This is a genomic window from Aliterella sp. E5.1, from assembly GCF_057473825.1.
Map to the genome: position 1 here is coordinate 53847 of NZ_JBYCCV010000008.1, position 23989 is coordinate 77835.

22 protein-coding genes and 1 pseudogene are annotated in these 23989 nt (G+C 42.6%); 5 read left to right on the forward strand and 18 right to left on the reverse strand.

Annotation, left to right across the window (positions count from 1 at the left end; genetic code table 11):
- Positions 1-35: 35 nt before the first annotated feature.
- The 3 genes from AC2VE5_RS05135 to AC2VE5_RS05145 form a co-directional block, all read right to left on the reverse strand.
- Positions 36-239: a hypothetical protein gene (locus AC2VE5_RS05135; protein ID WP_486886700.1), complete on the reverse strand. Its 204-nt coding sequence runs from the start codon at positions 237-239 to the stop codon at positions 36-38.
- On the reverse strand, positions 236-2389 hold the full coding sequence (recJ, locus tag AC2VE5_RS05140; RefSeq protein ID WP_486886701.1) for a single-stranded-DNA-specific exonuclease RecJ: 2154 nt from the start codon (positions 2387-2389) through the stop codon (positions 236-238). The genes AC2VE5_RS05135 and recJ overlap by 4 nt, the downstream gene beginning before the upstream one ends.
- A gap of 160 nt (positions 2390-2549) precedes the next feature.
- Complete coding sequence (locus AC2VE5_RS05145) at positions 2550-4709, reverse strand: polyribonucleotide nucleotidyltransferase (RefSeq protein WP_486886702.1); 2160 nt, start codon at positions 4707-4709, stop codon at positions 2550-2552.
- Between the two features lie 341 nt (positions 4710-5050).
- On the opposite strand from AC2VE5_RS05145, the gene AC2VE5_RS05150 reads away from it, so the two are divergent.
- Together AC2VE5_RS05150 and AC2VE5_RS05155 are read left to right on the forward strand one after the other, a co-directional pair.
- Positions 5051-8248: a DEAD/DEAH box helicase gene (locus AC2VE5_RS05150; protein WP_486886703.1), complete on the forward strand. Its 3198-nt coding sequence runs from the start codon at positions 5051-5053 to the stop codon at positions 8246-8248.
- A complete protein-coding gene (locus tag AC2VE5_RS05155; protein ID WP_486886704.1) occupies positions 8248-8769 on the forward strand; it encodes a GrpB family protein in 522 nt (173 codons plus the stop codon). Before AC2VE5_RS05150 ends, AC2VE5_RS05155 begins: the two co-directional genes overlap by 1 nt.
- Before the next feature lie 17 nt (positions 8770-8786).
- Here AC2VE5_RS05155 and AC2VE5_RS05160 read toward each other — a convergent pair whose 3' ends face one another.
- From AC2VE5_RS05160 to AC2VE5_RS05180, 5 genes are all read right to left on the reverse strand, one after another.
- Positions 8787-9644, reverse strand: a complete 858-nt coding sequence (locus tag AC2VE5_RS05160; RefSeq protein WP_486886705.1) for an SDR family oxidoreductase — start codon at positions 9642-9644, stop codon at positions 8787-8789.
- Positions 9645-9700: 56 nt separating this feature from the next.
- A complete protein-coding gene (locus AC2VE5_RS05165; protein ID WP_486886744.1) occupies positions 9701-10177 on the reverse strand; it encodes a zinc-binding dehydrogenase in 477 nt (158 codons plus the stop codon).
- A gap of 210 nt (positions 10178-10387) precedes the next feature.
- Positions 10388-11188 carry a cation:proton antiporter domain-containing protein gene (locus AC2VE5_RS05170; RefSeq protein WP_486886706.1) on the reverse strand — a complete coding sequence of 267 codons (801 nt, stop codon included), beginning with the start codon at positions 11186-11188 and terminating at the stop codon, positions 10388-10390.
- A 53-nt stretch (positions 11189-11241) separates the two neighbouring features.
- Positions 11242-12072 carry a cation:proton antiporter domain-containing protein gene (locus tag AC2VE5_RS05175; RefSeq protein ID WP_486886707.1) on the reverse strand — a complete coding sequence of 277 codons (831 nt, stop codon included), beginning with the start codon at positions 12070-12072 and terminating at the stop codon, positions 11242-11244.
- A 4-nt stretch (positions 12073-12076) separates the two neighbouring features.
- A complete protein-coding gene (locus AC2VE5_RS05180; protein ID WP_486886708.1) occupies positions 12077-12265 on the reverse strand; it encodes a hypothetical protein in 189 nt (62 codons plus the stop codon).
- 355 nt (positions 12266-12620) lie between these two features.
- Here AC2VE5_RS05180 and AC2VE5_RS05185 point away from each other — a divergent pair, with 355 nt between their 5' ends.
- Together AC2VE5_RS05185 and AC2VE5_RS05190 are read left to right on the forward strand one after the other, a co-directional pair.
- Complete coding sequence (locus AC2VE5_RS05185; protein WP_486886709.1) at positions 12621-13163, forward strand: hypothetical protein; 543 nt, start codon at positions 12621-12623, stop codon at positions 13161-13163.
- Positions 13164-13399: 236 nt separating this feature from the next.
- Complete coding sequence (locus tag AC2VE5_RS05190; protein WP_486886745.1) at positions 13400-13537, forward strand: pentapeptide repeat-containing protein; 138 nt, start codon at positions 13400-13402, stop codon at positions 13535-13537.
- Between the two features lie 4 nt (positions 13538-13541).
- On the opposite strand, the pseudogene AC2VE5_RS05195 reads toward AC2VE5_RS05190, so the two are convergent.
- The 8 genes and pseudogenes from AC2VE5_RS05195 to AC2VE5_RS05230 all read right to left on the reverse strand — a co-directional run bounded on the left by AC2VE5_RS05195 (position 13542) and on the right by AC2VE5_RS05230 (position 18480).
- Positions 13542-14311 (reverse strand): annotated as a pseudogene (locus AC2VE5_RS05195) (IS1 family transposase).
- Positions 14312-14326: 15 nt separating this feature from the next.
- Positions 14327-14623, reverse strand: coding sequence for a hypothetical protein (locus AC2VE5_RS05200; protein WP_486886710.1), 297 nt, complete (start codon positions 14621-14623; stop codon positions 14327-14329).
- A gap of 2 nt (positions 14624-14625) precedes the next feature.
- Positions 14626-15072 (reverse strand): VOC family protein, encoded by a 447-nt coding sequence (locus AC2VE5_RS05205; RefSeq protein ID WP_486886711.1) that lies wholly within the window; start codon positions 15070-15072, stop codon positions 14626-14628.
- A gap of 4 nt (positions 15073-15076) precedes the next feature.
- On the reverse strand, positions 15077-15514 hold the full coding sequence (locus AC2VE5_RS05210; protein ID WP_486886712.1) for a DoxX family protein: 438 nt from the start codon (positions 15512-15514) through the stop codon (positions 15077-15079).
- Between the two features lie 95 nt (positions 15515-15609).
- On the reverse strand, positions 15610-16092 hold the full coding sequence (locus AC2VE5_RS05215) for a MarR family winged helix-turn-helix transcriptional regulator (protein ID WP_486886713.1): 483 nt from the start codon (positions 16090-16092) through the stop codon (positions 15610-15612).
- Between the two features lie 6 nt (positions 16093-16098).
- Positions 16099-16530: a salt stress protein, Slr1339 family gene (locus tag AC2VE5_RS05220; protein ID WP_486886714.1), complete on the reverse strand. Its 432-nt coding sequence runs from the start codon at positions 16528-16530 to the stop codon at positions 16099-16101.
- Positions 16531-16626: 96 nt separating this feature from the next.
- Positions 16627-17229 carry a vWA domain-containing protein gene (locus AC2VE5_RS05225; protein WP_486886715.1) on the reverse strand — a complete coding sequence of 201 codons (603 nt, stop codon included), beginning with the start codon at positions 17227-17229 and terminating at the stop codon, positions 16627-16629.
- 129 nt (positions 17230-17358) lie between these two features.
- Complete coding sequence (locus AC2VE5_RS05230) at positions 17359-18480, reverse strand: site-2 protease family protein (protein ID WP_486886716.1); 1122 nt, start codon at positions 18478-18480, stop codon at positions 17359-17361.
- Between the two features lie 175 nt (positions 18481-18655).
- Here AC2VE5_RS05230 and AC2VE5_RS05235 point away from each other — a divergent pair, with 175 nt between their 5' ends.
- Positions 18656-19135, forward strand: coding sequence for a hypothetical protein (locus tag AC2VE5_RS05235; protein ID WP_486886717.1), 480 nt, complete (start codon positions 18656-18658; stop codon positions 19133-19135).
- 122 nt (positions 19136-19257) lie between these two features.
- Here AC2VE5_RS05235 and AC2VE5_RS05240 read toward each other — a convergent pair whose 3' ends face one another.
- Together AC2VE5_RS05240 and pbpC are read right to left on the reverse strand one after the other, a co-directional pair.
- Entirely contained in the window at positions 19258-21567 is a 2310-nt protein-coding gene (locus AC2VE5_RS05240; protein ID WP_486886718.1) for a DEAD/DEAH box helicase family protein, read from the reverse strand.
- A gap of 80 nt (positions 21568-21647) precedes the next feature.
- Positions 21648-23957: a penicillin-binding protein 1C gene (gene pbpC, locus AC2VE5_RS05245; RefSeq protein WP_486886719.1), complete on the reverse strand. Its 2310-nt coding sequence runs from the start codon at positions 23955-23957 to the stop codon at positions 21648-21650.
- Between the last annotated feature and the right edge of the window lie 32 nt (positions 23958-23989).

Sequence of the window (23989 nt, forward strand, 5' to 3'; positions counted from 1 at the left end):
ATACTGTCGTTAGCTAAAAATAAACGCGCTACCAATCAATATAAACGATGCCCAGTAATAAGGACGACCATTGCGACTTGCAGAAGCTTGATTAGAGTTAGTTGGGCTTGGCGGAGAGGTTCAATAGCTTGAAAAGTATTTAACGCTTGCTGATAAAATCCTCTAGCTTGGGAATGTTGCCCGAATTGGTTGTAGACCAAACTAATATTAACGATTAATTCAAAAGTATAAAATATCAATCACTACACTCTTTTTTAGAAGTTTCTAAGGCTTTGAGCGCTGCTTGGACTAAATTATAAAATTTGGGCTGAGATAAATCTACCAAAGTTGCATCTTCTCGCTTAGTACCCAATAAACCTGTATTTTGACCAGATTGAATAGCTAAAACTTTTCCAGCATCATTTTTGATTCTCAATTCCCATAAAGAATTTGTAGGAAAGAAGCCGCAAGTGTAAAGGCGTTGTTTGTAGTCAAATTTGGCGCTGTTGGGTGCTGGTGGAGAAAAACAAAGCGGAAAATTGGGGGGAGCGGGAAATCTGTGGGGAGGGTTTCCCTCCACAGAGTTTCCCAAGAGAGCGGTTTCCCTCCCCCAAGTTTTCCAAGAGGGTTGAAGCGGGGTAGCAACTCTAGCACCTACCAACTCTAGTTCTATATTGGTATTGCCGTTCCAAGTATTTTCTCGTAATTTGTAGGCAATATCAATTCTGGGCGGGAGGGGAAAATAATCGCGCCACCGCCAAGCGATCGCTTTAATTTTATTCATTCCATCAGAAGATACAGTAAGTTTAATATGACCTTTGCCCACAAGTTGTTGTTCGACTACTTGGACGTTTGCCGTCCAAAATACCGGATCGGGATTTTCAATGCCGCAGGGATTGAGAGCTAAAATTTGCTCGTAAAGCGATGGATTAATTTGGTCTAAAGAAACTTGGGCATCAATATTTAGTACAGGTTTGAGGTGTTCGACTTGCAAGCATTGATTGGCAAAAGCAACCAAACGCGATCGCAATTGAGTCAAATTCCTAGCAGAAAAAGAGAAGCCCCCCGCCGCTTTATGTCCGCCAAACTTGCCTAAGAGGTCTTTACAGGCTTCTAAAGCAGCAAATACATGAAATTCTGGAATCCCCCGCGCCGAACCCCGAATTTGGTCTTCATTCTCCTCAGTCCCAATAAAAACGGGTACGCCGTAGCGTTCTAATAAGCGCGATGCCACAATCCCAATTACACCGTGATGCCAATTTGGTTGCACGATCGCCAAAACTCGATCTTGATGCAAAGATGAAGCATACAACTCCTCTACAAGTGCGATCGCTTCCGTTTCAATTTGTTCGCAAAGTTGCTGGCGAGTTTGGTTAATTTGTTCGCATTGCATCGCTCTTTCTAGGGCGATTCCGGGGTCGTCGGTAGTTAGCAATTCAATGACTATTTGGGGGTCAGCAATGCGCCCAATTGCATTGATTCGCGGTCCTAGGCGAAAACCAATATCGTCAGGCTTGAGGGTTTGTTCTGCCTTCGCAGCTTGTTTATTTGCGCTTCCACCTTTGACCCCCGCAACTTGAATCAAAGCTTGGACTCCAGCTAGTTGAGAATGGGGTAGCAGTTGCAAGCCGCGTTTTACCCAACGACGATTTACTCCAGTTAAGGGGGCAAGATCGGCAATTGTTCCGAGAGTAAATAGTTCTAATAGGGGCTTAACTAAGCCTTTAATTTCCCCTAATTGTTGCGCTAGGGAGATAGCTAAGATGTAGGCAACGCCCACACCCGCCACGCCGCGATAAGGCGAAGACTCGGCGATCAGTTTGGGGTTGAGGATGGCATTAGCTGGGGGAAGCTGTTGAGGGACATCGTGGTGGTCTGTAACGATAACGATTAGCCCTAGTTCTCTAGCGCGAGCAATCGCATCATAGGCAGAGATGCCATTATCTACCGTAATAACTATCCCAAACCCATCGCGTTTAAATTCTTCAACGATGCGTTTATTGATACCATAGCCTTCGTGCATCCGACTGGGAATAGCATAGTCAACTTGTGCGCCCAACCATCGCAGACTCCGCAACAATAAAGCAGTGCTAGTCATACCGTCAGCGTCATAGTCGCCGCAAATTGCTATTTTTTGTCCTGTAGCGATCGCATTTTCGAGTAATTCTACGCTCAAACCTAGATCCGGAAACTCCTCTAAGGGTGAAGGTAAGCTTTGAGATTCTGGATCTAGAAATGCTTGGATTTGTTCTAAAGTTTCTACGCCGCGATTGATAAGTAGTTGAGCAACTATTGGCGATATAGAACTTTCTTGAGCAAAAGCGATTACTTTTTGGGTAGCAGGGTGAATTTGCCACCGATGTAGTGGTAGCCGAGAATTTGGCTGCTCCGATGTAGGACGGTTTGGCACTCGCGTATAACAACTAGAAACTAGCGCTTATTGTACCTCGTGGTTCTGGATTATAGACATCGCAGGTGTGAGTGGAATATTACTTGAGCCATTATAATCAGTTCGGCTTGCGATTAAAAAAGCACATAAACCTAAAGTTTATGTGCTTTCAAAGACCTGCTTAACGATTAACGGCGGCGGCGGCGCGTGCGGCGGTAGCTTCGTCGGGGTGAATGCCTAAACGGGTAAGATTAATTCGCCCTTTATTATCAACCTCGCGGATTTTTACAACCACTTCATCGCCGACGGTCAACTCGTCTTCAACTTTGCCGACACGGTGGTCGGCAATTTGGGAAATATGCACCATTCCTTCCTTTCCAGGTAGAAATTCTATAAATGCGCCAATGGGTATAATGCGAGTTACGCGACCTGCGTAAACATCGCCTTCATTGAGCTTGCGCGTCATGCCTTGAATGATATTACGGGCTTTTTTGGCTTTGCTTTCATCGATAGCAGAAATTGTTACCGTACCATCATCTTCGATATCAACTTTTGCGCCTGTTTCCTCGGTAATGCCTTTGATGGTTTTACCGCCAGGTCCAATAATTAAGCCAATTAACTCTGAATCGATCTTAATTGTGAGTAAACGAGGGGCAAAAGGTGAGGTTTCTGTGCGAGGTTTATCAATAACCTCCAGCATTTTTTCAAGAATATGCTGCCGCGCTGGACGTGCTTGTTCGATGGCTTTGGCAATGGTTGCTATTGGTAAGCCAGAAATCTTCATGTCCATTTGCAAGGCGGTAATTCCGGCATCTGTCCCAGCAACTTTGAAGTCCATATCGCCTAAAAAGTCTTCAATGCCTTGAATGTCTGTAAGGACGCGCACTTCGTCACCTTCTTTGATTAAACCCATAGCTGCACCGCTTACAGGTTTAGAAATTGGTACGCCCGCATCCATAAGTGCTAGGGTAGAACCGCAGACTGAACCCATAGAAGTTGAACCGTTAGAAGAAAGAATTTCTGAAACTACGCGAATAACGTAGGGGAAATCTTCTTTGGATGGTAGTACGGGTAAAATCGACCTTTCAGCTAAAGCTCCGTGACCGATTTCGCGCCGACCTGGAGCGCGTAAGGGCTTGGTTTCGCCGACAGAAAAAGGTGGGAAATTGTAGTGATGCAAGTAGCGTTTCTTTTGCAAGTCTGGCTGCAAGTCATCTAACAGAGTTTGGGCATCTCCGGGCGTACCGAGAGTACAAGCTGATAATACCTGCGTTAGTCCCCGGTTGAACAAGCCGCTACCATGCACCCGCTTTGGTAAGAGGTCGATACGACAAGAAACTGGGCGCACTTCGTCAAGTTTGCGTCCGTCAACTCGAACTCCGTCTTCAATAATTTGACGGCGCATGAGTTTTTTGGTTAGGGCTTTGAAATTATTGCCTAAAGCTTTACTGTTTGTCTGCGTTGCAACGCGGATAGAGTCGTCTTCTGGCAATTGCGCGATTTCATATACTACAGACTTTTTGACTTCATCTAGGGCGGCATCGCGGACATTTTTGTCTTTTTCAAATCGCCCAAGAATCTGTTTAACTGAATCAGTGGCGCGATCGCTAATAAAGTTTAGCAAGGTTTGGTCTTCTTCTGGTGGCTCTTCCGTCACCATTTCAATGCCCATTTCAGCAATTAAGTCTAGTTGCGCTTGAATCAAGTCTCGCACTGCTTCGTAGCCAAAATCAATTGCTTCGATAATATCTCGCTCTGGCAACTGGTTAGCTCCAGCTTCTACCATAATTACGCCATCGGGAGAGCCTGCTACGACTAAATCTAGTTCTCCTGCTTCGATCTCTGCGTAAGTAGGATTGATGATAAAATCGTCTCCTACTAACCCAACTCTGACTGCTGCCATTGGACCTTTGAAAGGAATTTTAGCCAGTAGCGTTGCTAAAGAGGCACCAGTTACCGCTAATATGTCTGGCGGTACTAATTCATCCATCGATAAAGTAGTGGCGACTATTTGCAAGTCATCCCGCAACCAAGAGGGAAACAAGGGACGCAAAGGACGGTCAATTAGACGGCTAGCAAGAATTGATTTTTCTGGGGGACGACCTTCGCGCCGCAAATATCCCCCCGGAATTCGCCCTACAGCATAAAGTCTTTCTTCGTAATCTACAGTTAATGGTAAAAAATCAATGCCTTCTCTGGCGGTGGAGCGAGTAGCAGTTACAAGGACTGCGGTATCTCCAGATTGCATTAGAACTGACCCACCAGCTTGAGGAGCTAATAGACCAACCTTCAGTCTAATATCCCGTCCATCAAAGGATATTGACCTATCAATCTCTATCATTCAGTTTTTCTTCCTTCTCTTTTTTCTCTGTCGCAATCCTAGCATCGATGGAGGGGACAAGGGGAGGGCAGGGGATATGTAGGGATTTTAGCGGCGAAATTAAAAATGCGATCGCACTAGGGATTGTGTTATGTGTAAATACTGCAAATATTCGGCAATTTTTAACTGATATTCAAATTAATTGTAGAGCGGTTTATCAAAAGCTTATTAATATTAATATGGAACAAGTCCTGGGCTAGAAACAAGATATTTTCCTAACAAATGTATAAATAATTACTATAAAAATTTAAAAGTAAGTATTTTTTTTAACAGTTTGCGTAAGTCGGAAGTTTTGGAAAAAGATGGCAATTTTACACGGTAGTTGGTTACTGCAAAAGCAAGGTAGTTGCTTATTTATTTGGGGAGAAACTTGGCGCAGTTCAGTAGGGTTATCAGACTTGACAGCGTTGCCCAATCACCCGTTGGCGATGACACCGGAGGAATTGATAGCTTGGGTATCTTTGCAAAACTCCGAAGTCGCTAAATTACTTCCTGCTTCTTTGGTGGCGGTGGCAAATAAACGCCCCCGCAAAGGGACAAGCGCTCAAAAGCTAGATGTTAGCAATAATCGAGTACCTTCTGCTCAGATAATTGCTCTCCCGACATATATCGATAATAATTTGCTTTATCCAGTACATTCTGTTGCCATAGAATTAGAAAATAATAAGTCTTATTTGTTATACCCGTGGCAAGTTGAGGGTTTTTGCTTTAGCCCGTTAGAAGCAATGAAATTACTCACTTCTCTACCTCTAGGTATTGAAGAAAATTCTTATTTGGGTGGAGATTTGCGTTTTTGGGCGCAAGTTGCCCGATGGAGTTGGGATGTAATGAGTAGGGCTAAGTTTTTGCCTACTTTAGAAAGACTTGAAGATAATACGCTAACGACTAAGTGGCGCAGTCTATTGGATAGTTATGTCGATTCGGGGCGCTTGGAACAATTTGCCCAAACTATGCCTTTAGCTTGCCTGTGCTATCAGCAGGGAACCACCCAAACAATAGATTTACCTCTACCACCACAAAAACTAATCCAAGACTTCCTTAGCACTACTATAGACGCACAAGTGCGGACTGTTGTTAGTAGCGATTTGCCTACCTTACCCCCTTTATGGAAAGAGTGGCTGCACAGTCTAACTCGTGCCGATAATACCGTTAAATCGGAACCAGGGCAGCTAGAGCGGCTAGAATCGTCGTTAAATGCTTGGATTGCACCTTTACAGTATCAATTAACGTCGGCTCAAAATCGTTTCCGTACCTGTTTTCAATTAGTACCTCCAACTTCTAGCAATAATGAGTGGATTTTGGCGTACTTTCTGCAAGCTGTAGATGAAGCAGAATTTTTAGTAGAAGCGGCGGCTATTTGGCAGCATCCAGTAGAAAGCTGGGTGTACCAAAATCGAGAGATAGAAAACCCCCAAGAAACTTTTTTGCGCGGGTTGGGTTTAGCGTCCAGATTATACGACCCAATTGCTCCTAGTTTAGAAGATCCTTATCCTGAAAGTTGTACTTTGACTCCGTTGCAGGCTTATGAATTTATTAAGTCTGTAGCTTGGCGGTTTGAAGATAACGGCTTAGGAGTAGTTTTACCGCCAAGTCTCAGCAGTAGCGGGGGCTGGGCGAATCGATTGGGCTTAAAAATTAGTAATGCTGCGCCCCAACAGCAACAACGTTTGGGATTGCACAGTTTACTGACCTTGCAGTGGCAATTGGTCATTGGGGGACAGACAGTATCAAAAACCGAGTTTGACCGCCTTGTAGCGCTTGGTAGCCCCCTTGTAGAGATAAATGGGGAGTGGGTAGAACTGAAGCCGCCAGATATCAAAACTGCCCAAAACTTTTTTGCCGCTCGGAAAAATAGCTTGACATTAACGCTAGAAGATGCGCTGCGCCTCAGTACGGGCGATACGATGGCGATTGAAAAGTTGCCTGTAGTTAGCTTTGAAGCGTCAGGAGTACTTCAGGAGTTGATGACTACTTTACAAGATAATAATGCGATCGCAGTTCTACCGACACCGAGCAAGTTTCAAGGAGAGTTGCGCCCTTACCAACAACGGGGTTTTAGCTGGCTGGCGTTTTTAGAACGTTGGGGTTTGGGTGCGTGTTTAGCTGATGATATGGGTTTGGGAAAAACAGCGCAATTAATCGCCTTTTTGCTACATCTGCAAGAACAAAAAGCCTTGACACAGCCAACTTTGGTAGTTTGCCCAACTTCAGTATTAGGAAACTGGGAGAGGGAAGTTAAAAAGTTTGCACCCAGCTTAAAAGTTATGCTTCATCATGGTGATAAACGCTCTAAGGGTGAGGTTTTTGGCAAAGCAGTACAGAAGCATGAAATTGTCATTACAAGTTATGCGTTAATTTACCGGGATCTGAAGTTATTTGAAAGCGTTAATTGGCAAGGAGTTGTATTAGATGAAGCGCAAAACGTCAAAAACCCCGAAGCAAAACAATCCCAAGCAGTAAGACAATTAAAGGCTAATTTTAAAATTGCTTTAACTGGTACGCCTGTAGAGAATAGATTGGGGGAATTGTGGTCAATTTTAGACTTTCTCAACCCAGGTTATTTGGGCGCTAAACAATTTTTTCAAAGGCGATTTGCGATGCCGATTGAAAAGTATGGCGATGCAGCTTCTTTAAACACTTTGCGATCGCTCGTACAACCGTTTATTCTTCGGCGTTTGAAAAGCGATCGCACTATTATTCAAGATTTGCCTGAAAAGCAAGAAATGACTGTGTTTTGCGGACTTTCTGTAGAGCAAGCAACGCTTTACCAGCAAGTAGTTGAGGAATCTTTAGCACAAATTGAATCGGCGGAAGGGGTACAACGTCGCGGAATGATTTTGGCGTTGCTGGTGAAGTTAAAACAAATCTGCAATCATCCGGCGATGGTAGGAGAAAAAGCAGAGAAAGGCAAGAAGCAAGAGAATTTATTACCTAGCGACTTTGATAAAAAATCAGGCAAATTGCAGCGTTTGCAGGAAATGTTAGAAGAAGTTATCGCAGAAGGCGATCGCGCTTTGATTTTTACGCAATTTGCCGAGTGGGGAAAGTTACTAAAAGCACATTTGGAAAAACAGTTTAATAGAGAAGTGTTGTTTTTATATGGCAGCACTACAAAGACGCAAAGAGAAGAAATGATCGATCGATTTCAGCACGATCCGCAAGCGCCTCCAATCTTTATTCTTTCCCTTAAAGCTGGGGGTGTAGGATTGAATTTGACCAGAGCAAATCATGTTTTTCACTTCGATCGTTGGTGGAATCCCGCCGTAGAAAATCAAGCAACCGATCGCGTATTTAGAATCGGGCAAAAGCGCAATGTTTTAGTACATAAATTTGTCTGTACTGGCACTTTGGAGGAAAAAATTAATGCCATGATTGAAAGCAAAAAAGAACTAGCCGAGCAAGTAGTAGGTGCAGGGGAACAATGGTTGACTGAACTAGATACTAATGGCTTGCGTGACTTATTGATTCTAGATCGAGATGCAGCGATTGAAGACGAATAATGAGTAGTGAAGATCCGATTATAGTAGTCGATTACAATGCTAATTGGTCTAATCAGTACGAGCAGGAAAAACAGCAAATTTTGCTTGCTTTAGGCGATATGATGACAAATATTCAACATATTGGTAGCACCGCCGTACCAGGATTAGCAGCTAAACCTGTAATTGATATGCTCTTAGGTTTAAAGCAAATACCACCTCTACCAATGCAAGTTTCTCGTCTGGAAGCGATTGGCTACAGCTATCACGGCGAGTTTGGTATTCCTGGAAGACACTATTTTCGTAAGGGAATACCTCGAAGTCATCAAATCCATGCAGTGCTAGTAAATAGCGAGTTTTGGGAAAGACATATTTTGTTTCGGGATTTTTTGAGAAACAATCCCCAAGCGGCGCAGAGATATGAAACATTAAAGCGGAAATTGGCTCAAGAATTTGCGGGCGATCGCACTAGCTACACTAATAATAAAACTCCCCTAATTGAGCAGCTACTTATAGACGCTCAATTGTGGCAGCAAACATTGTAAGTGCGATCGCTTTTTACTTATTGCCAAACATCTGCATAATCTTTGACAAACTGCTCAAAACTTATCGGTTGCTTTCCTGTAACTTGCTCTACCACGGGTGATACCACCGCCGCTTGTCCTGCTTTGTAACTAGCATATAATTCCAGCAAGGCATTGACTATTGATTCGGGCATCCCTGCGCCTTGCATTCCTTGACGCACGGCATCGTCAGGAACATCTACATAGTTAATAGTTCTGCCCAAAACTTGAGACAAAATAGAGGCAGCTTGAGCGTGAGACAAAGCTTCCGAGCCTGTAATAGTATAAGCTTGTCCTTCATGACCGCTAGTTGTTAAAGCCGCTACCGCTACCGAGGCAATATCGCGAGTATCGACGAAGCTAACTTTACCGTCTCCGGCATTTAGATAAAAAGCATTGTCAGCTTTAATCGTACCTGCCATTGCCGTAACAAAGTTCTGCATAAATCCATTAGGACGCAAAAAAGTAAAAGGAACACCGGAAGATGCGATCGCATTTTCCATTTCAGAATGCCACTTACTCAGGGCAATTCCTGGCTGTGCTAAGGCAGAGAGTTTGACAATTTGCTGAACATTTGCTCTTTTTGCAGCCTCGATCATCATAGCTGTTAGTTCAACCATATTCGGCACAAAAGGACTGACTAAGAAAACTTTATCCACTCCTGCAAAGGCAGATTGAACCGTCTCAGGGCGATCTAAATCCATCTCAACAGGTTCAGCACCAGCTTTTTTGAGTAATTCTGCTTTATTCATTGAACGCACTGCTACTTTTGGCGTTATCCCAGAAGCAATTAACTGTTGGACAACTTGACTACCTACATTCCCTGTCGCACCAGTAACAAAAATTGTGTTGCTCATTACTTGCTCCTTATTTAGTAAATTTGGGCTGCTACAACTAGCTCCTCGTCACAAGTCTACATATCGGTAATTACGGCTCTAAATCTTACTTCACCGTTTGCTACGCGATCGTAGACGCGGCTGATATCGTCTAAAGAGTAGGTTTCGGCAATTACTTTTACTTTCCCTTTGGCAACATAATCTAAAGCTTCATAAAGATATTCGCTGCCATTTTGAGTTGAACCGATAATGCGGCTGCAATTGGTAACAATGTCTCCAGTTACTTCTAATGGTTCCTCAGAAATTCCCATTAATACCATGCGTCCACCAGGGCGTAAACCTTTCAAGGCGGCGCTGGCAGATTTATAGGAATTACCTGTGACGAGAATTACATCTGCGCCTCCCATTTTCTGTAAAGCTTCACTATCAGATACTACTTCATCAGCGCCCAAATCTCGCACTAGCTTTTCTTTATCTTTAGAGGGAGTAATTGCGATAGTTTCAAACCCGGCAGCTTTAGAATATTGCAGCGCTAAATGACCTAAACCACCAATTGGGTGCGGTCAAAACCTGTTGGTAGAGAGTAGGGGGATCTAACCAATGTAAGGTTTTGCGATTCAGCTTTGTAAGCACATAGAGTAAACGCCTACCCAGCACAACACTTGCACCCTGCGCATAAAGAAATCGGGCGATGCCTCGCCCAAACCGCCGCTCGCGCCCGTGATGAAGACTTTTCCTTCGGTGTTGTTGCTCATCATTTCTCCTTACTCGGTGCCGGGTTCCTGCAAACCTATCTCGCGGACTTTGAATTCTTCCACATCGGTCAATAAAAAATACTTCCTGATCAACGCTTCATCAAACTCGGCACGGCGATTTATTGTGTTCAGTAACTCTCGTCGTCGCTCCAGCACTTCCAGGTAAATGGATTGATAGCCTTTTAATGAGTTTTGCCAAACGAAATTTGATTCTTCGAGTTCGCGATCAAAAAACTTCAGATCGATTTCGAGCTTCGAGAATAGATTATCCAAATGTTCGTTTCGCGGACGCTCCCCGCCGTATTTTTCTTGCAGGAATCGGAGCGAAGCCTGCGCTAATTTCTTCTGAATGATGATCTCCTGCTGTTGTTCGGGGATGAGGGTAAACCTATCTCTGAGGTGTACTTTGCGGATCAGCCAAGGCAGCGTTAATCCTTGAAAAACCAGGGTGATTAGAATGATGATGAACGTGATAAAGAGAATGAGGTCACGGTACGGAAACGGCTGTCCTGCTTGAGTAAGTATCGGGACGGAAAGTGCAGATGCCAACGATACCACGCCGCGCATTCCCGCCCAGCCGAAAATCAGCGGACCTCTCCATCCTGGATTCGGGCCTGAACCCGTGATAAAACGGCTCATGAATCTCATCAAAACAGAAGTTCCTAACGTCGTGCAAAGCAGCCTGGTTCCAATCAGCACGAAAGCGATGATTAATCCATACCAAACGGCACTGCCTAAACTAATATTGCCAAGCTGCCGAATGACAAACGGCAATTCGAGTCCAATGAGCAGAAAAATCAACCCGTTCAAGACAAAGACTAGATTCGTCCATACATTTACGCCTTCAATCCGGCTCCGGTAACTCAGCAAGCGCGATCGCGCTTGCTGGATAAGAGCAGTCCACCAGTAACGACCGCTAGCACGCCCGAATAATGGAAGTGTTCAGCAAAATAATACATACAGTAGGGCGTGACCAGTGTTAAAACGATTTCAATGCTGGGCGTTGTGGGTAATAAACGATGAATGCCGTAGAAAATCAATCCAACCACGAGTCCGCTCAGAATTCCGATTAAAATAACGAGAACAAAGTTGACGGCGGCTGCTGGATACTTGCTCATTCGAGCCACGTAAGTCCGTTTTTCCTTGTCGCTCACTGGACGGACTAAATTTACTCTGACTTCTTTCCAGTCTGATTCACGCTTACGTTTTAGCAATCGACGTTTCTTGGTAACTTCGGCTTTTTCTACTGGCAGCAGAATGCCAGTCCGAATATGGCAACTATCTAGTTCCACAAGTAACTGCTCAATATTTGGTTTAGTAGTGAGAGATTTTAAAGCTCTTAGTCTAGCTATAAATAGTTTGACTTCCACGAATTTCTGTACTTTTTGCGCTGTCTCCTCTACTTCTCGGCGCACAGTAGCACGGTTTATTTCCCAACCATAATGTTCTTCAAATCTCTTAGCTGCTTGTCCAAAAGACTCTTCTGCACCAAAATCCGTTAAAGCTCTTTGCACGGCAAGAGATAGATCACCATGTTCAATCCTCAACTGGTCTTTAACTGGACGCGCTCCTTTCCCCATATTTTTATCCCACAGATAGGGAGAAGGAATTTCAATCGCGCCAAATAATGATAAGTATTTTATCCGCTTGCAGCGATGTACAGTTAAACCTGTTGCTTTAGCCTTTTTGGTCACAACGTTAGCCAATGAGCGTTAAAAGCAGCGATTCTACCAACAATCCTATTCTACGTAGCAGTTGGTTAATTATATTATCAAGCTCACGCACCTTTTTATCCTTATCTGGTTCTTGGTCCCACAGTGCTTGAAACAGTATTTGTCCGACTTTCTGGACAACATCAGTGTATTCAGGATTTTTAACTTTCGTCATAGCAGTGTTAGCAGTTGCTCAAGCTTCATAATTGTCACACTGACATATAAAGAGCCTCTAAGCTTTCCTAAGAGCAACTTAACCTACAACCAACTACTTTTTTTTGACCACACCCTAACTCACATCTTGCACCAATTGATTACCAACTACTGACAAAGACATACTGAACGTTTTAGGGGTAGCGTTAAACTACTACGTGTGATGCCACACTCAGTAATTTTACATGGCAGGACTGCTCCAACCCTAGTTTGTATAATGACCTTCCCGCTACCATTTATTTGGTAAACCGACCATTCTCTGCTGAAACCAAAATGCCATAAATGTTGTTAATAATCTCATGAAAGAATTGATTATTATGAAGAGACTAATTTCAACTATTGCTTTATTGGCAATCGGACTTCTTACATCTTCATGTGAGAGGCAAGCCGAAGCCCAAAACAGCCAGCCAGGTTCTCAACCTTCTCTTATGAATTCTCTTCCTATAGAACCAGCACCAAATCCTGAAGACGCTAAACGCCAACTACCTCCTGCAAACACCGATCCGTTACCAGGGTTTCCACCTCCAACCAACCCGGGTGCTGATATCGGTGAGCAAGTTGCAGCAGAGAAAGCACTCAAATTAGCAGTAATTGACTTTAAAGCAACTAACCCAAAAGTCATTAAGTCTAGTTTAATGAGCTATAAAGAAGCTCGGCAACAACTATCAGAGCCTATAGAAGAAGACCATCCACTTTTTAATACTCCGGTTCGGGTAATAGAAATTTCTGGGACTTTTAAGCGGAGAAGTCATCGACCATCCCAGAAAGAATTACCAACATCTACTCCTACTTTCACAAAAGGGTACATTATTTTAAGGGCAGCAGATGGTTTCCTACTACTTACTAAAGTTGTTAGATAAACGTAAGTTCGACGGAAGCTGTCAAAAACAGTTCATTAGGCGGAGTAAGTGATTAACAGCACTACCTTTAGTTGAACGCGCGCCAGGCAGGTGACAGTCTGGCTTAGCTACCAATAGGTGCAAGATCTGAGCTAATAAAAGTGGGAGCGAGCGTGCAGATCAATTTAGTAACAACTAAAGACTTTAGGAGGCAACCCTTGCGTCCTATGAATCTTAACGGAGTGGATTGGAGTTAGATAGACTTAACTGATGCAGACTTGAATGAGGCAAGCTTGGTTGGAGCTACTTTACTCGGAGCAAAATTGACCCGCGCCAAGCTAAGAAATGCCAATTTGAGGGATCCAAATTTATGGCGTTGCATAACGAAAAGATGAGGAACTAAAAATTAGGAACAGACCAGTATTTTAGATAGTAAGTCAAGAGGTGAATTGAGGCTGCCAGCATTTCAAGAGATTTGGAATAACAGAAAGTTTGACGATGCAAACGCCCTAAATAATCGCGTAAACGAGAACTTTCTCCTTCTACTCGTGTCATGGCTGTTTTGCTAACTAGATGGTCACAATCATCAATAAAGCAAGGATAAACCGGATAGCCGTCGGTAATGTAGAGAAAACAACACCAACCTCGAACAATCCACCACAAGGGAAGAAAGGTTTTACTACTGCGACGATCGCCAATAATCCATTTTAAGATACCTGCTTGATGGGAGTTTACTACTGTCCAGAGAAGGCAAAACCGGGGGAAGATTCCTCCCTTTTATTGCCGCCCAGAAACGGTTTTTTTTTGAGCCAACGAAAGTTTGCAATTCATCAGAGAGTTTTGGGGGGAATTATTCCTCCCAAAATCTCTCCTCTATTTGAGCCGTTTGAGGGATTTCATAATTTTCCTCAGGTATTTGTTGTGCCGCTTGTCTTACCCAATTAATTACTGTGTTGTGACAGACTCCTGTTGAGCGCTCAATCCCTTTAAATCCCATTCTATGACAAATACAAAGTCAAACAGTGTTTTTTAACTTGAGGAGCATAACCTTTAGGTTCATGAGTAGCAATAAACTGGCGACGACAATTGCGACAAAGATAATTTTGTTTTTCCTTGCGCCAGCTATTTTTTACTACATGATTTGATTTACATCTTGGACAAAGCCTCATTCCTCTATCATACTTTTATTGTGCAACGCCAGAAAATTCCCAGCCATTTTCGCCAATTACCGGATCGACAATGGAAAAGCTAATAACATCTTCTAATCCTTGCAATTTCCAAATAATAGCTGTTCGATGCGCCCAAAGCCACCCCAAAGAAACGTACAAATGGTAGCGATTTGCTTCGGCTTTAAAGCCACTAGAACCATCAGTTGTAATCCAGTGGCGGAAATGGGTAGGCATCCGGTTAAACTTGCCTTGTGCATCTCTTTCTGTCCAATCTGTTACCCATTTGCCTTCTACCAACATTCCTAGAGTCATAATTACCTTTGATTTGTTAAGGAATACGCGACATCTCTACTAAACGGCGCGGCTAAATGCGCCCATTCTGCTTGGGGGACATCTACACCTAATTCAATTACGTGGCGATCGGGATCGAGTACATAAAACGATCGCATAATAGTATGGTCAACCGCGCCTAATACCGTCACTCCCGCAGATTTACAACGCTCGTGTAATTTAGCCAAAGCTGGTTCATCGCTGACATTAAAATATAAATGAAATAATCCGGTTTGCTGCCTTTGGGGCGCTGTTGCATGGCTGCCAACTTCTGCTAAAGCTAGGTCGTGATGATGGTTTCCGGCGCTGTAAAACCACATCCCCGTTCGTTCGCCTACTCGTTGCATCCCTAAAATTTCGCGGTAAAAGTAGTCGCTAATTTCTAAGTTTTTGACTTTCAGAACAACGTGGTTAATTCCTTGTAAAGCCATTGTTTTAGTGCTTATCTAAACTAATTCGCCCTGCGCCATACTGAACCAGCATCAGCAAACCGCCAAAAATAGCGAGATTTTTCATAAACATAATTTGCTGAATTTGGTCGGCAAAATTGGTGTGGAAAATTAAAGTTGCTGGGACTAGAAAAATAGCTAAAGCGATCGCGCCAATGCGCGTTTTGTACCCCAGCAGTACCGACAATCCGCCCCCTAACTCAACTACTACGGTGGCGAGGTAAAGTAATCCTACAAGCGGTATGCCATTTGCTGCCATGTACTGCTGCGTACTCGCCGGATTCAATATTTTATTTACCGCCGACCACAGAAAAAGTGCCGATAATAAAATTCGCGCTATTAAAGAAATTACGTTCTTTGAAGTATATAGACCTTGCTCTCGATTGCGCCCATTAATTGTGTTTTCTGGTTCTGAGGTTTTCATAATCGCGGTTTTAATCCTCTTGTAAATGTACTAACACGTACTAATTATTAGATAGCACAAAATTTGTTCGTATGCAAACAGTCGGAGGGAATTTTTTAAAACAAATTCTTCAGTTTTGCCAAAGCAGCCTGAATTTGCTGCAATTCATCACAACTTAAGCTATCAAATCGCTGTTTGAGATGGGCGATATGAGCGGGAAAAGTTTCGCTAAATACTTTTTCTCCAGCCGGGGTTAGCACCGCAAGAAAACTGCGCCTGTCTTCTTTTGGTACTTCTCGCCGTACTAAGCCTTTTTTCTCTAAACGGTCAATAATACCTGTAAGTTCGCCTTTAGTAGTGAGGGTTTTTTCTGCCAGCTTGTTGAAAGTCATGCCGGGAGTGTTGCCCAAAGTGCTGATAATATCAAATTGAGAAGAAGTCAAGCCCATTTGACGAATTTGAGCATCAGAGTAACTTCTAAAACCTTGATAAGCCCAGACTAATTCCCGCACTGTTGCCATAAATGATTCTTTAGCGGCGGCATGAGTTTCAGAATTGCTATTAAATCCTAATAGATGTTTTTCTTGGGGTTGATTCACTTAATTTTAAGATTCTTGGAGGTAATTAATTGCAGCTTCCAGTTTTGTTGGATAGCCTTCAGCAAAGCGTTCAAACCACAACCCTTCTGTTGATAATGGATCTAGTTGTTTTAACCAAGATTTGGCATGAAGCTTTAAGGTTTCAATTTGCTTTAGTTCTTCTGCTTGTAATTGTTGCTGCTTTAATTGCGATCGCGCTTGGTCTTGTTCGTCGTAATTAGCTTTGACTTTGGATAAAATGTTATCAATTGATGATGAATTGTTTGTTGAGGATTTGGATTCTGGTAGATTGGAAAAGTCAGTTTTGACTTCTGCTAAAAGATTATCTATGTCAGCATTGGATTGAAGCGGAGTAGCTTTTGGTTGTTGTTTAGGCAGGCTTGCGGGTTGGCTATTGCTGGCTTTAATTTGAGACAACAGTTCATCAATTGAGTCCATATTTTGCTAGTTCAAAAGGTTTAACGCTGCTATTATAACAGCGTCAAATTAGTTACTGCTAAATCTACTAAGCAAACAAAATTACTTTAATTATAATTAATCATTGATAGCATTGAGTAGAACATCAGCAAGACTCATGTCTTCCATATCGTCAAGAGTAATTGCGTCGCAAATATCAAATTTTGCGCCTACTCCTTGCAATTGATCGTCTAAGGCTTTAAGAAACTTAGTTGCTTGGGGATCGCTACCAACTTGAACCATAGAAATTGCTAATTCTTCATCGATTTCCATTTGTCTTGAAGCGGTAACAATTACTTCCATAACTGCTCGGCGATCGTCGGGTTCGCCATCAGTTATTACCAAAATTGTTTCGCCTGCGGGCTTCGTTTGTCCGCTACTTTTGCGCTTGAAATAATTATTAGTCGCGTCTTGAAGTACCGAAGCCAAATTAGTTGTTCCTGACGGATCGTTTTCTTGAAATACTTGCGCGACTTTGGCAGCAGTTACATCGTCATAACGCTTAAACCGTCCAGAAAATACATAAACGGTAATTCCATCTGGGTCGAATTGCTCGCATTTTCTAGCTAAAGCGAGAGTAGATTCTTGTGCTATTTCCCATCTAGTTCTACCACCTTGCTGATCGGGAGTAGACATACTGCCACTTTTGTCAATGACTAAAGTATAGTCGCGGTCTTGCATATAAATACCTATGAGGTAGTTCGCTTTGAGTCTAGTTTAGCTTTTTGGCGCTAGTAAGTCACGGGCGCAAAAATCAAAGGAGAAAGAGATAATCTTCTCCTTCTCCTTTTTAGGTTTATTTAAGAATAATTAAGCAGGATTTACTTGAGTTTTGTGCTGAAGTAAGTGCAGAACTGCTGCTTTTTCTAATATTCCTAGTAATACGCCATTTTCTTTGACTACAGGTAATGCGGACTTTTGTTGTTGTTCAAGCTGCATTACCGCCTCTAATAGCGACTGATTTGAATGCAAAACTGCTGTATCTGTGGGTTGCATCAAATCTCTGACTTGCATTTCTAACCAGCGAGACTTGGGAAACTTATCTAGGTCACTTGCAGAAATCGCACCAACCAAGAATCCTTGTTCGTCTGTGACTAAAAACTTGCGCCAATGACTACCATTGATAATCAATTCGTCTGCAAAGTCTCTTAGAGACAAAGATGCAGAAACTATCGGGCTATTAGCCGTTACCGCATCCGCCGCCGTCAAGCCTTGAAACTTCTCTTGTACGGTGGCGCTTTGAGCCGACTTACCCGCATTTTGCAGCAAAAATGAACCAATTAACAAGTTCCAAAAGTTAGCAAAGCTACCAGATACTACTAAGGGAATTAAACCACTAGCGATCGCAATCCAACCGACAACCTGACCTGCACGACTGGCAAAGACTACACCTTTGTAAGGATTTCCGGTAATTTTCCAAACTAAAGCTTTTAAAATATTACCGCCATCAAGAGGTAAACCAGGAATCAAGTTAAATAAGGCTAAGGCTAGGTTGACGTAAGCAAGTACACCCAAGATTGCCGCCACAGGGGCAGCAAGGGGAATATTTGTATTAATAGCAGTAACCAGCCCAAATAGTACCAAGCTAACTAATGGTCCAGCGATCGCCACCCAAAATGCTTCTGCGGGAGTTTTTGACTCTTTTTCTAAACTAGCCAAACCACCAAACAAAAACAAAGTAATTGATTTAACGCCAATTCCTTGACGCAAAGCTACAAAACTATGTCCTAATTCGTGCGCCAGTACCGAAGCAAACAACAACAATGCTGCGACCAATCCCAGCAACAATGGTATGGGGTTACTAAGGCTTGGAAACTGCGCCGCCAAAGCGCTACCATAACTCCAGCTTACTAAAGCTAAGACCAAAAACCAAGACTTGGCTATATAAAAAGGAATCCCAAATAAACTACCAACTCGAATAGTGCCGTTCATTTGCACTGCCTCTAATTTCAGCGATGTATCGATCGTAACGAAATATAAAGTAGTTTTAATCTTTTAGACTAGAGTGGTATCCGTCCTAGAAAAGTGCGGTTGTGAGAATAATTTGAGCTTGATTTGCTCACCCCCTTACCAGAGTAAAATTAGTTAGTAGTTATATCTATAAAATATGGTTAAGTACAGCCTTGCTCAAAGTCCTGAAGTTATTTTAGAGGTTCCTGGTAAAGATTCCGCCAAAGCCCGCGAAAAAGCCATGGATCAACTGATGGAACTCATGGATGATGGTTCATTGGCAACAGAATTAGAAGAAGGTTTTAGTCCGCAGCAGCTAATTGAAGTTAAAGATTTACCGCCAGGCGATCGCAGTGATGAAGATGGAATTACACAAGCTGTACAGGTACTAAATAATCTTGCCACTTTAAAATTAAAGGTTCAGGAGTCTCGCAGTGAGGCGCTGGCGGTAAGAGCGGCGGTAGATATATTGTTTACCGATAAGTCTGTAAGTGAGGAAGAAATTGTTAGTTTGAAGGAAGGGTTTAAGGTGCTAAAAACCTTTGCTCAAGCAAATTTGCGCTATCAAGAAGCTAGAGCCAAAGCAGAAGATGCCCGTGCGGTACTCGATCGCGCTCTAAAATCCCCCGGAGGTTGATTTTTTATTTTGTTGCCAGAAAAGGTAACTTTCTTCAGGACTGAATAATTAGACGGAAGCGCGATCGCACGACTTAAAGCAAGGATAAATTTATAGTTCCGAAAAATACGCTCGAAAAAATTTTATTTACTAACAAGATTCTGTTGACGGGTTTTCTCGGTATGAGTTTGTCGTGATAGCACTTGTAAGTTGTCAAAAGTTGATAAGCCACCCTCAGCCATAGGCTTAATGTGGTCAATTTGAAAGTCTATTCTTCTTTTACTTCTAAATCCACTAATGGCACAAGTTATATATCCATTACTATCTGTACGGCTTGCATAGATAGAGTCTTTTAGTCTTCTGTAATAATCAAAATCTCTCTCTTTAATTTCCGACAAAGGTAAACGGTGTATGTCTACGCTATCATGGCCTATTCTTGCTTTTGTAGTGGCTTGTGCATACATTTTAGGCTCCTCTATTTTACAAGTTTCAATGTGAAGTTGGTGTTTAAAATATCTTTTCTCGTAACCAAACAATACTTGCCAGAAAGTTTGTTTATCTTCCCATAGTGAATTTACATACTCAGCTTTTGCGGCTCCACCCAAAGAATTGTCATAAATATAACTTGCTACTTTTGCCAAGTCGCAATCCTTACGATTTTTGAAAGCTAAAAAATCGGGCTTGTTTTCGTTTTGAGCATAATAACGGAGGATATTTGCAATGTCTTCATCTCGATAACCAATTAAATTATTGCAATTTGCAAAGTATTCTATTTTAACTTTAGTCAATAACTTATTCAACTCCTGAGAATTTAGCTCCTCTCTATCACCTATAGTTAACAGTTCAAATAAAAATGGTAAATCGTTAATAAAGTCTTTATAAGCCTGCTCAGTCTCATCATATAGCAGAACCTCGTAATTTCTACTCACCCGATCTTCTGGTGTTTCTACATATTCAAGAATAGAAAACTTATAAATACCCAAAGGCATTCTCTTCAAAAAGTCTAGTTTCTCTAATTCAAAGGTATCAATTGCTATATCCATCATTACGGCAAATTCTTCCATTTTTTCAATAGAAATTAATCGCACAGCGCAAGCCTCGCTTTCTCTGGCATCGTCAATAAAAGTGCCTTCAATGTCAATTAGCTTTTCAGGATTTACCCAACTAATTTTGTTCTTCCATTCATCAAGAAAACTTACAATAAAAGCTCTTTCTGTACCACCAGCTTTTTCACCACGTAATGCTCTACCAATCATTTGTGTCATGAAAATTGTAGAGGTAGTTGGACGAGTTAGAAAAACAGTCTGTAATTCTGGTAAATCTACACCCTCTGTCAAAATATTGACGTTTACTAATACATTAGTTTCACCATTTCTAAAGCGTTGAATTTTTTTAGGATTATCTCTTGCAGAAATTGTAACGCCTGTATCGGCATCTTTAATATTAGATAATACAAACTCCGACTTGATACCTTTAGCTAGTCCTTTTGCATTAAAAAGTTTATTTAAGGCAATTGCATGATCTATATCAATCGCAAATACTACTAGCTGCTTATATTTATCTATGTTGTTTAGGTACTGCTCAACAATCTGATTATTTCGCTGACAACTTGTAGCAATTTTTCTAGCTATATCTTCAGGGATATTATCGAAAGCTTGAATTGCTTTAATGTGTCTTGGTAGTAGGTCGTTGTATATTTCTAACTTAGTAGGCAATTCTTCAAATATAGGATCGGCTAAAATACCTATGGTAATTAAGCTTCTCAAATCTTCCTTAAAAATAATATCGTTAGGAAAAACTTGCTTTAACAAACCGCCCTCGTCTACAGCCGTTCTAAAAGGTGTAGCTGTTAAACCTAACATTTTAAAAGTGTTGGGCTTGCTTTCTTCTAAAGCATGAATAACCTTACGATAGGTTTTAGCAGTAGCATGATGAGCCTCATCTACAACTAAAAGCACCTCATCTAAATTTTTTGCCCATTTGTTTAGCAGATAATCTATGCCACTGTTGAGACTATCTTTGCTGGCAATAATAATGTCATCAGTAGCTTCAATGTTTACAGGTCTGTCATGTTCGTTGCTACCTGATATGATGCGATATCTAAAATCAGTGCGATCGCTCAATAACTCAGAGTAAGAACTATCCACAATTGTATTGAATGCTTGATTCAGTAATTCATGACGGTGGGCAATCCAAAGCACTTTTTTATGCTTATTTGTAAAATTCTTTAATAGCCATTGAACAGCCGTTAAAGTCTTACCGCCTCCTGTAGGCAAGACAAGTAAACCTTTAAAAGGAGCGTGATTTTTGCTATTTAATTCTTGAATTGCTCTATTTTGGTGCTGATATAGGGATTTAGGTAAACTTCCCGAACTTACTTGGATTGTCCCCGAAGCTTTAAATTTAACAGTTTTATCTTCAGCGATCGCCATATTCTTCACCAAAATAGCCACGAATTTGTTAGATCCTAAGCTGGTTTATAGTAAAGAAACGTCAGAGATTCTACGGATCTAGTCTTTTCTTTGGTGGTTCGTTACTTAGGCGCAACAGAAAAACCTCGCCGAGTAGGTGTATTCCCAGGTAACTCTACTTGAAAATTAACGCGATCGCTTTTTTCTCCACTTTTTACTTCTAATGTCCAATTTCCCGGACGCATCACCCAATAAACCGTTCCCGCCGCACCGCTTGCTAATTTTTCACCATTTATCCACCACTCCACAGGCGATTGTTGCAAAGCAGCCAACTTTAATTCCAACCTCTGCGGCGAATTTGGGTAGACCAAAAAAGAGTCGCCATTCCCAGGGGAGACTATTTTTAAACTATCTGGATTGATGACCTGGGGTTGCATTGCCAGCCATTGGTCGTACTCCCCAGGCAAATCAAGCCGAGACTCTCCATTAACAAGGCGGTAAAAAGTATCGTAGTTGCGATCGTACTCGCCCAAATCTTTAGGGAAAAAATACTCTTGTACTACCGTAGGACAAGCCGTTGTAGGTTTCAACCCGGAAATAGCGCAGATAGGACGCTGCACCAATCCTACGGGCGGCACAAACGTCCCTGGATCTTTATGTTCGTGGAGGTGTAACATAATTCGATTCCACAAAGGCGCTGCACCCATTACCCCAGAAACCTGTTTCATTGGTTCGCCATTGAAATTGCCTACCCAAGTAGCAACGGTATAATCGGTCGTAAAACCCACCGTCCAAGTATCTCGAAAATCGGAGGAAGTACCAGTTTTTACCGCCGCCGGAAACGGCAAACTCAATACGGAATCTACGCCAAAAGCTTTAGCACGAGCATAGCGATCGCTTAATATATCAGTAACTAGCCCCCAAGTCGGCGACGCAGCAGAGGCGATCGGGGGAGCAGCTTCAGCAAAGGTAGTAACTAAGGGAATAGCTTGCCCCTGTCTAGCCATCGTTACATAAGCGCGGGCTAGTTCCCAAAGACTTACTTCCCCACTACCCAAAGTCAGCCCCAACCCATAATAATCCGCCGGACGATTCAACTGGTTGAAACCTAGCTGATGCAGGCGGTTTAGAAAAGCAGGTACGCCTACTTTTTCCAATACCTTGATAGCAGGAATATTCAAAGAATTAGCCAACGCTAAACGGACTCTTACAGCCCCTTGAAAATCGCTATAGTCTCTGGGACTATAAAGCTTCGCGCCATCAATAGCATAATGAGCCGGAACATCGGCAAGGACAGTATTTGGGCGAATTACGCCTTCTTCTAGCGCCAACTGATATAAAAACGGTTTCAAAGTCGAACCGGGCTGCCGCAATGCCTGTACGCCGTCATTACGCCCCGCAGCCGCCAAATCAAAGTAGTCTGGGGAACCAACATAAGCCAAAACTTCACCTGTGTGATTATCAACGACTAGCGCCGCAGCGTGATGAGCATTATGGGAGGCAAGATTGCGAACAACTTGGCGTACTTGCGCCTCAACAAACTGCTGCAAAGCAAAATCTATAGTTGTCCGAATCTGGGCAGGATGGTTTTTGGGCAATTGACTTCCTACCCAAAATAAAAAATGCGGTGCGGCGATAATTCCTTGCTGGCGAGGTTGGAGGGCAATTTTTTCTGTGTAAGCGCGATCGCCTTGAACCCGGCTAATGTAACCATCTTTAACCATACGATTGAGAACATACGCTTGCCGCTTTTTTAGCTTTTGCCACTGCGTGTAAGGATTTAGATCGGTAGGATCGTTCGGCAGTGCCGCCAAGATACTAGCTTGAGCAAGATTGAGATCGCTAGATGGAACAGCAAAATAAACTTGAGAAGCTGCTTCAACACCGTAAATATTCCCCCCCATTGGTAGGCGATTAATATAGGCGTGCAAAATTTCATCTTTGTTCATCCCTGCGGCGATGCGCCAAGCCAACCAAATTTCCTGGCTTTTTCCCCACAAATTGCGCGGATGCGGCTCTAACATCCGTGCCAGTTGCATTGTAATTGTCGAAGCCCCAGAAACAAGTTTGCGGGCGCGAATTGCCTCCACCATACTGCGTCCAATTGCCCGGACTTCCAAAGCCCCGTGTTGATAATACTGCCCATCTTCTGCGGCTATAATGGCATGAATAAAGTGTGAGGAAACGTGGTTTAGAGACACAACCGCCGTCTGTTCTTGACTTTGCGTCAGCAAAGTTCCTAAAGGCAACATCTGCCGACTTTTTAGTTCGATTGCTTGGCGATCTTGAGTTAGATTAGTCGCATAAATAGGAAAGATATAAGGTATAAATCGCCCTATTAGAGAAGCCGCTATTAGAACCAATGCCGCCTGCTTTAGTCTCCGAAAAACCTGCCTTGGTCTATGCCTACTCAGTTGTTTGCCTGCTCCCATGCGACTTTACTTAAGATTATCGTTGCTAATAA

What these genes read in the sequence shown, in the direction of transcription:
- AC2VE5_RS05145 (WP_486886702.1), bottom strand. Translation starts at nt 4,709, where the DNA reads ATGATAGAGATTGATAGGTCAATATCCTTTGATGGACGGGATATTAGA.
- AC2VE5_RS05150 (WP_486886703.1), top strand. Translation starts at nt 5,051, where the DNA reads ATGGCAATTTTACACGGTAGTTGGTTACTGCAAAAGCAAGGTAGTTGC.
- AC2VE5_RS05155 (WP_486886704.1), top strand. Translation starts at nt 8,248, where the DNA reads ATGAGTAGTGAAGATCCGATTATAGTAGTCGATTACAATGCTAATTGG.
- AC2VE5_RS05160 (WP_486886705.1), bottom strand. Translation starts at nt 9,644, where the DNA reads ATGAGCAACACAATTTTTGTTACTGGTGCGACAGGGAATGTAGGTAGT.
- AC2VE5_RS05180 (WP_486886708.1), bottom strand. Translation starts at nt 12,265, where the DNA reads ATGACGAAAGTTAAAAATCCTGAATACACTGATGTTGTCCAGAAAGTC.
- AC2VE5_RS05185 (WP_486886709.1), top strand. Translation starts at nt 12,621, where the DNA reads ATGAAGAGACTAATTTCAACTATTGCTTTATTGGCAATCGGACTTCTT.
- AC2VE5_RS05200 (WP_486886710.1), bottom strand. Translation starts at nt 14,623, where the DNA reads ATGACTCTAGGAATGTTGGTAGAAGGCAAATGGGTAACAGATTGGACA.
- AC2VE5_RS05205 (WP_486886711.1), bottom strand. Translation starts at nt 15,072, where the DNA reads ATGGCTTTACAAGGAATTAACCACGTTGTTCTGAAAGTCAAAAACTTA.
- AC2VE5_RS05210 (WP_486886712.1), bottom strand. Translation starts at nt 15,514, where the DNA reads ATGAAAACCTCAGAACCAGAAAACACAATTAATGGGCGCAATCGAGAG.
- AC2VE5_RS05220 (WP_486886714.1), bottom strand. Translation starts at nt 16,530, where the DNA reads ATGGACTCAATTGATGAACTGTTGTCTCAAATTAAAGCCAGCAATAGC.
- AC2VE5_RS05225 (WP_486886715.1), bottom strand. Translation starts at nt 17,229, where the DNA reads ATGCAAGACCGCGACTATACTTTAGTCATTGACAAAAGTGGCAGTATG.
- AC2VE5_RS05230 (WP_486886716.1), bottom strand. Translation starts at nt 18,480, where the DNA reads ATGAACGGCACTATTCGAGTTGGTAGTTTATTTGGGATTCCTTTTTAT.
- AC2VE5_RS05235 (WP_486886717.1), top strand. Translation starts at nt 18,656, where the DNA reads ATGGTTAAGTACAGCCTTGCTCAAAGTCCTGAAGTTATTTTAGAGGTT.
- pbpC (WP_486886719.1), bottom strand. Translation starts at nt 23,957, where the DNA reads ATGGGAGCAGGCAAACAACTGAGTAGGCATAGACCAAGGCAGGTTTTT.